The organism is uncultured Alistipes sp., from assembly GCF_902388705.1.
In the GTDB taxonomy this organism is placed as follows: domain Bacteria; phylum Bacteroidota; class Bacteroidia; order Bacteroidales; family Rikenellaceae; genus Alistipes.
On the sequence record NZ_CABMQJ010000005.1, the window covers coordinates 139800 to 146498 of the forward strand.

Consider the following 6699-nt stretch of genomic DNA (forward strand, 5'->3'; position numbering starts at 1 on the left):
TTATATGATTTATGCTATCGAATACTTTATATCGTTGTCATCCAAATACGATACCAGCGACTGCGTGAGGCTCACTTTGTGGCTCTTCGAAAAGAGGCTCAACGAAACGTGCGCGTCGCGGTCGAAGACATTTATCCGGAACAGGGTTTCGCCCCGCGCCTCTTTCACCTTCTCCGACAGGTTGCGGATCAGCTCCGGCGTCACGTCCTGCACGGGCAGCAGTACGTTCATCTCCTTAATCATCGTGTCGCGCATCTCCGAAAGCTGCACCATCGAGATGATTTTGAACTCCAGCTCCTTGTCGTTGTAGGGCTTGGGCTGCACGCGTCCCCGGATAAAGAGGAAGTAATCCGAAAAGAGGTATTTGCGGAAATTCTCGTAGTCTTTGCTGAACAACGCGAATTCGTGCGTGCCGTTGTAGTCCTCCAGCACGAATTTTCCCCACGGTTTGCCGGTTTTGGTAATCAGGTTCTGCACGCTGACGACCATACCCGCCACGGCGATTTCCTGGCCTTTGAGGGCCTCGAGGTTCTCGAGTTCCGTGAGCTGCGTCTTGCACATGTGGTTGATGATGATTTTGTAGTCGTCGAGCGGGTGCGCCGACAGGTAAAGCCCGATCATCTCGCGCTCCTTGGCAAGTGTTTCCAACTGGCTCCAGTCCGCGCATGCAGGCAGTACGGGCCGCTGGATGTCGACCTGTCCGCCGCCGCCGAACAGACTCTGCTGGGCGTTGTTCTTCTCGGCCTGGAAACGCTGTCCGTAGCGCATCAGCTGTTCGATGAAAGTAACGCCCGTGTTATCGCGCGCATCCGCGCCGAAGAATTTGCCGCGGTGAAAACCCGATATGGAGTCGAACCCGCCGGCGTAAGCCAGGTTTTCGAAACATTTGCGGTTGACGGCCGAAAAGTTCACGCGCTCCATCAGGTCGTATATGTCCTTGAACCGGCCGTTGGCGTTGCGCTCGGCGATGATGCTCTCCACGGCAGCCTCGCCGACGCCCTTTACGGCCCCCAGCCCGAAACGCACGTCGCCCGACTTGTTCGACGAGAAGGTGCGCATCGACTCGTTGATGTCGGGGCCGAGTACGCGGATGCCCATGCGCTTGCACTCGTTCATGTAGAGCGTGAGCTGCTTGATGTCCGCGAGGTTTCGGCTCAACAGCGCCGCCATGAACTCCGAAGGGTAGTGGGCTTTCAGGTACCCCGTCTGGTAGGCGACGTAGGCGTAGCAGGTCGAGTGCGACTTGTTGAAGGCATAGGATGCGAAAGCCTCCCAGTCGCCCCAGATTTTGTCGCATATCTTTTCGTCGTGTCCGCGCTGTTTACACCCCTCGATGAACTTGGGCTTCATCTTGTCCAGCACGTCGCGTTTCTTCTTACCCATGGCCTTGCGCAGCGTGTCGGCCTCGCCGCCCGTGAAACCGGCAAGTTTCTGCGACAGCAGCATGACCTGCTCCTGGTAGACCGTGATGCCGTACGTATCGCTCAAATACTCCTCCATGTCGGCAATCTCGTAGGTCACCGGCTCCTGCCCGTGTTTGCGGGCGATGAAGTTCGGAATGTACTCCATCGGGCCGGGCCGGTAGAGGGCGTTCATGGCGATGAGGTCTTCGAACCGGTTGGGCTTCAGGTTGCGCAGGTGCTTTTTCATACCCGGGGACTCGAACTGGAACAGGCCGGTGGTGTCGCCGCGGGCGAAAACCTCGTACGTCGGGGCGTCGTCGAGCGAAATATCGTCGATGTCCACGTCGACGCCGTGCACCGCCTTGACGTTCTCCACGGCGTCCTTGATAATCGACAGCGTACGCAGGCCGAGGAAGTCCATCTTGATGAGGCCGACGCTCTCGACCTCCTTGCCCTCGAACTCCACGACGTTCAGCTCGGCGTCCTTGGCAATGGCCATCGGTGCGAACTTCTCCAAATCGTCCTGCCCGATGATTACGCCGCAGGCATGCACACCCGTCTGGCGAATCGAGCCCTCGAGTTTCTCGGCATATTTGAGCGTGTTGCGTATCAGCTGGTTGGGCGACTCGCGCTCGGCAGCCAGTTCGGGCGACTCCTTGTATACGAAATCGAACGGCGTTTCGCCGTGCTTCTTGTCGGGCGTCACCTTGTCGGGCACCAGCTTCGACAGGCGGTCGCTCTCCGAAAGGGCGAGTTTCTGCACGCGCGCGACATCTTTGATGGCCATCTTCGGGGCCATCGTGCCGAACGTCACAATCTGCGCCACACGCTTCTGTCCGTACTTCTGCACGCAGTAGCGCAGCACGTCGGCGCGGCCGTCCTCATCGAAGTCCACGTCGACATCCGGCAGCGAGATACGCTCGGGATTGAGGAAACGCTCGAACAGCAAATCGTATTTCAGCGGGTCGATATTGGTGATTTTCAAACAGTAGGCAACCACCGAACCGGCTGCCGAGCCGCGGCCCGGGCCTACCGACACGCCCATTTCGCGGGCGGCGCGGATGTAGTCCCACACAATCAGGAAGTAACCCGGGAATCCCATCCACTCGATGGTTTTCAACTCGTATTTGATGCGCTCCTCCACATTTTCGGCGAGCACCTCGCCGTAACGCCTGTGGGCGCCCTTGTAGGTCAGGTCTTTGAGGTAGCAATACTGCTTGGCGACCATCAGCCTGTCCGACAGCTCCTTGTCGTTCGCCACGAGCTGTTCCAGTTCTTCGACCGTACCGCAGGCGGTAATCTTCGCCAGCAGTTCTTCGTCCTCTATCTTCTTGACGAACGACTCGCGCAGCTCCGCGAGGTCGATGGGGAAGTCCTCCGGGGGCGGGAAGTTCGGCATCAGCGGGGCGTGCGTCAGTTTGTAGTCCTCGCATTTGTCGGCGATTTCGAGCGTGGTGGCCAGCGCCTCCGGATGGTCGGGAAAGAGCGCCGCCATCTCCTCGGGCGACTTGAGGTACTCCTGGAACGTGTAGCGCATACGGTTCGGGTCGTCCAAATCGCGGCCCGTATTGAGGCATATCAGATGGTCGTGCGCCACGGCATCCTCCGCGAGGATGAAGTGCACGTCGTTCGAACAGATGTATTTGACGCCGTATTTGGCCGACAGCTCGAGAATGGCCTTGTTCACCCGCAACTGGTTTTCGTAAACGTCGGCATCCTTCTGCGGATCGCCCGAGGGGTGGAGTTGCAACTCGAGGTAATAGTCCTCGCCGAAAATATTCTTGAACCATTGTACCACGCGTTCGGCCTCCTCCATGTCGTTGTGCATGATGGCCTGCGGCAGCTCGCCGCCCAGGCAGGCCGAGCAGCATATCAGCCCGTCGTGGTACTGCTCCAACAACTGCTTGTCGATACGCGGTTTGTAATAGAAACCCTCGGTGAACGAATAGGAGACCATCTTGCAGAGGTTGTGGTATCCCTCGAGGTTCTTGGCCAGCAGGATCAGGTGGTCGCCGGCTTTCTCGTCCTTGTCCTTCTCGAAACGGTTCTTCACCACGTAGACCTCGCAGCCGAGAATCGGCTTCACCCCGGCGTCCGTGGCGGTGTCGTGGAAGTTCTTGACGCCGTACATGTTGCCGTGGTCGGTAATGGCGATGGCATTCATCCCGAGCGCCTTGGCCCGCTTGATAAGCGGTTTGATGGCTGCGGCGCCGTCGAGAATCGAATACTGGGTATGTACGTGCAGGTGGACGAAATCAGGCATGGCGGTAAACTCCTCTTTAAATTGCTGAACAAAGATAACGATATTTCCGCAGATTTCGTGGCAGGGCTATTGCATTTTATCAACAAAATGCTTAACTTTAGATATCCAACCAAAACCGAGAAATTATGCAAGACGAAACCATGGTTGTATTGGCGGAATACAACACCATCACAGAGGCCGAGATCGCCAAATCGATGCTCGACAGCGCAGGCATCTGGTCGATGATCCGCAACGAATATATGTCGGCCATTTACCCCATAGGCACCATGCCGGCCCAGATTGTCGTCCGCGAAGAGGACCTTGAAAAGGCCAAAGCGATGCTGCGGCACAGGTAAACATAAAAGAGCCCCGTTGCGGGGCTCTTTTTTTTGCTGTTCGTTTTTTTTATGTTCGCTGCTCCCGCCCGGCCGTCAGGTGAAATTAATCCGGTAATCGTAGGCCGTGCGCTGCGGCACGCCGCGCACCTTGCGGGGCGTCCATTTTCCCTTGCTGTTCCTGATGACGCGGACGACCTCTTTGGCCAGCTTGTCGTCGGGGGACTGCACGACTTCGCCGATGGTGATTCTCCCGTCGGGCTCGATGTAAAAACGCACGTGCACGAGACCCGACACGCCGCGCGACGAAAACCGCTCGTCGTAGCGCACCCGTATCCGCGCCCAGTCGTGGAACGTTTTGCCGGGGTCTTCACCCAGGAAGAGCAACGGGTCGGCCTCCTGTTTCCCTGCGATTTTCTCCACGGGCAGGCGCATCGTAAGCCGCCAGCTGTACGTTGCCGGACGGCCCGCTTTCTGCGCCGGAGTCCATTTCTCGAGGCGGCCGAGCGCCTCGGTCATAATTTCCCGCGTCCGGGCCGTCGCGGGCTCCGTTTCGGTATAGTCCCGGCCCTCGCACGTGTTGTCCAGAAACCGCCATTCGGTCACCGTGCCCGTGGTGTCCACCGTGAACCCGACTGCCACCTGCGGCGAAAGATCCGACGCCGGAACCTGCTTCTCCACCGCAATTTTCTCACTCTCGCCGATCAGGCGCGCCATAAAGCGCTTGGCATCCGCACCCTGGAAACGGGGCGGCGTAATCTCCTGCGCCGCGGCACCGCACCACAGGGCCAGTGCCGCCAAAAAAATCGCTGTACGTTTCATCGTTCCGCTCGTTATTGATTATATCGCTTATTCATTCCATATCCGCCACGACGCTTCGGCCTGCTCGCGGAACATCACCTCGCCGTTCAGGATGTGCGCCCCGCGCTGCCGCCCGAAATCGAGGAACTGCGTCAGCGGCGGATTGTAGACCAAATCGAGCAGGTAGTGCCCGGGGGTAACGTAACCGTAGGGGATACGCGGTGCAGCGTCGACGGCAGGGTAGGTGCCCACGGGCGACGCATTCACAATCAGGCGGCTTTGTTCCACCACCCCGCACGGCAAATCGTCGTAGGTGTAATTGCCTTTCGACGCATCGCGCGATACGAGGTCGAACGGGATTCCCCGCTCGGCAAGGGCATACTGTACGGCCTGCGAAGCCCCGCCCGTGCCCAGCACCAGCGCATGTTCCGGTTCGTCACCGCCCAGCAGCTCCCCGAGGGCGGCGCGCAGGCCGATAATGTCCGTATTGTGCCCCGTCAACCGGCCTTCGGGAGTGCGGCGCACGCAGTTCACGGCACCTATCATCCGTGCGTCGTGCGACAACTCGTCGAGCAGCGGCATGACCTCGCGCTTGTAAGGAATCGTGACGTTGAAGCCGCACAACTCCGGCACATCCGCCAAAAGGCGTGCCAATGCACCGATTTCGGGCAGCTCGTAGAGCTCATAGGCACAGTCCGTAATTCCCTCCCGTGCGAATTTGGCAGCGAAGTAGGCGGCCGAAGCCGAATGGCCCAGCGGGCAGCCTATCAGTCCGAAACGACGCATGGCTTACTCCTCCCGTTTTTTTACGATGATACGCGCCGCGATTTCGATGCAGTAAATCGTGAGGAATCCCACGATGCAGAGCACCACGGCCTCCGACAGCAGGGCGTCCTGCTGCGTGAGGGCCTCGAAACGGCCGGGTGTAACGTTGCCCTCGACCAGCGGCTGTATCCGGCCGTGGCTGTCGGTATAGGTTTCGACGACCTCTTTCCAGGGCCACACTTTGTTGAGCGAACCGACCATGAAACCCATCAGCACGGCCACCGTGACGTCGTGCCAGTGTTTCAACAGCCACGACAGCAGGTGCGAGAAACTGATAATACCCGCCACTGCGCCTACGACGAAAATCAGAATCACCGGGATATTCAGGTCGCCGACGGCCTGCATGATAAACTGGTATTTCCCCAGCAGCAGCAGGATAAAGGCCCCGGAAATGCCGGGCAGAATCATGGCGCAGATGGCAATGGCCCCCGACAGCATGATGAACCACCATGTGTTGGGCGTTTCGGTGGGCGTGGCGACCGTAATCCACCAGGCCGCGGCAATGCCTATGAGGCAGGCTGCTACGGTCTGCACGTTCCAGCGGCCGATTTGCTTCGCCACGAGCAGCGCCGAGGCGATAATCAGCCCGAAGAAAAACGACCAGATGGCGATCGGATGGTTTGCAAGCAGGTAGGTCATCAGCCGGGCCAGCGAAAAGATGGCGATGCCGATGCCCAGCAGCACGGGCAGCAGGAAACGGCCGTTGATATGGCGCCAGAACTCTTTCAGGCGCAGCGTCCCGAGCAGGCGCAGGGCCGTGCCGTCGACGCTCTTGATCGACTCGATCAACTCTTCGTAAATGCCCGAGATAAAGGCAATCGTGCCGCCCGAAACTCCGGGAACGACATCGGCCATGCCCATGGCACAGCCTTTCAGTGTAAGCAACAGGTATTGCGTGAATTTCATTTTACCGGATTTTAGGGACAAATATACTAATTATTGGCGTATTCCCGCCGGCAGGCGGCAAAATGAAACGTATTTTTCACACCGGGCACTTTTACCTGCATCCCGCCCGGCAGTACCCGGCCCTTTCCCGCCGGGACGGGCGGCATCGACTGCATGGCCCCGGCTCGGGAGCGGGACGCGCGCTGGC

Annotated in this window: 5 protein-coding genes; 1 reads left to right on the top strand and 4 read right to left on the bottom strand. The window is 58.8% G+C overall.

The window, feature by feature from the left end; translation table 11 throughout:
• Positions 1–9 precede the first annotated feature (9 nt).
• Entirely contained in the window at positions 10–3666 is a 3657-nt protein-coding gene (gene dnaE, locus QZT71_RS03305; RefSeq protein ID WP_295912406.1) for a DNA polymerase III subunit alpha, read from the bottom strand.
• Between the two features lie 125 nt (positions 3667–3791).
• Between dnaE and QZT71_RS03310 the strand changes: the two genes are divergently transcribed.
• Positions 3792–4001 (top strand): DUF2007 domain-containing protein, encoded by a 210-nt coding sequence (locus tag QZT71_RS03310; RefSeq protein WP_295912408.1) that lies wholly within the window; start codon positions 3792–3794, stop codon positions 3999–4001.
• A gap of 75 nt (positions 4002–4076) precedes the next feature.
• On the opposite strand, the gene QZT71_RS03315 is transcribed toward QZT71_RS03310, so the two are convergent.
• The 3 genes from QZT71_RS03315 to QZT71_RS03325 are packed head-to-tail and all read right to left on the bottom strand — an operon-like array spanning position 4077 to position 6512.
• Complete coding sequence (locus QZT71_RS03315) at positions 4077–4802, bottom strand: energy transducer TonB (protein WP_295912411.1); 726 nt, start codon at positions 4800–4802, stop codon at positions 4077–4079.
• A gap of 27 nt (positions 4803–4829) precedes the next feature.
• A complete protein-coding gene (locus QZT71_RS03320; RefSeq protein WP_295912413.1) occupies positions 4830–5567 on the bottom strand; it encodes a shikimate dehydrogenase in 738 nt (245 codons plus the stop codon).
• A gap of 3 nt (positions 5568–5570) precedes the next feature.
• Entirely contained in the window at positions 5571–6512 is a 942-nt protein-coding gene (locus QZT71_RS03325; protein WP_295912414.1) for a DUF368 domain-containing protein, read from the bottom strand.
• Positions 6513–6699: the final 187 nt, after the last annotated feature.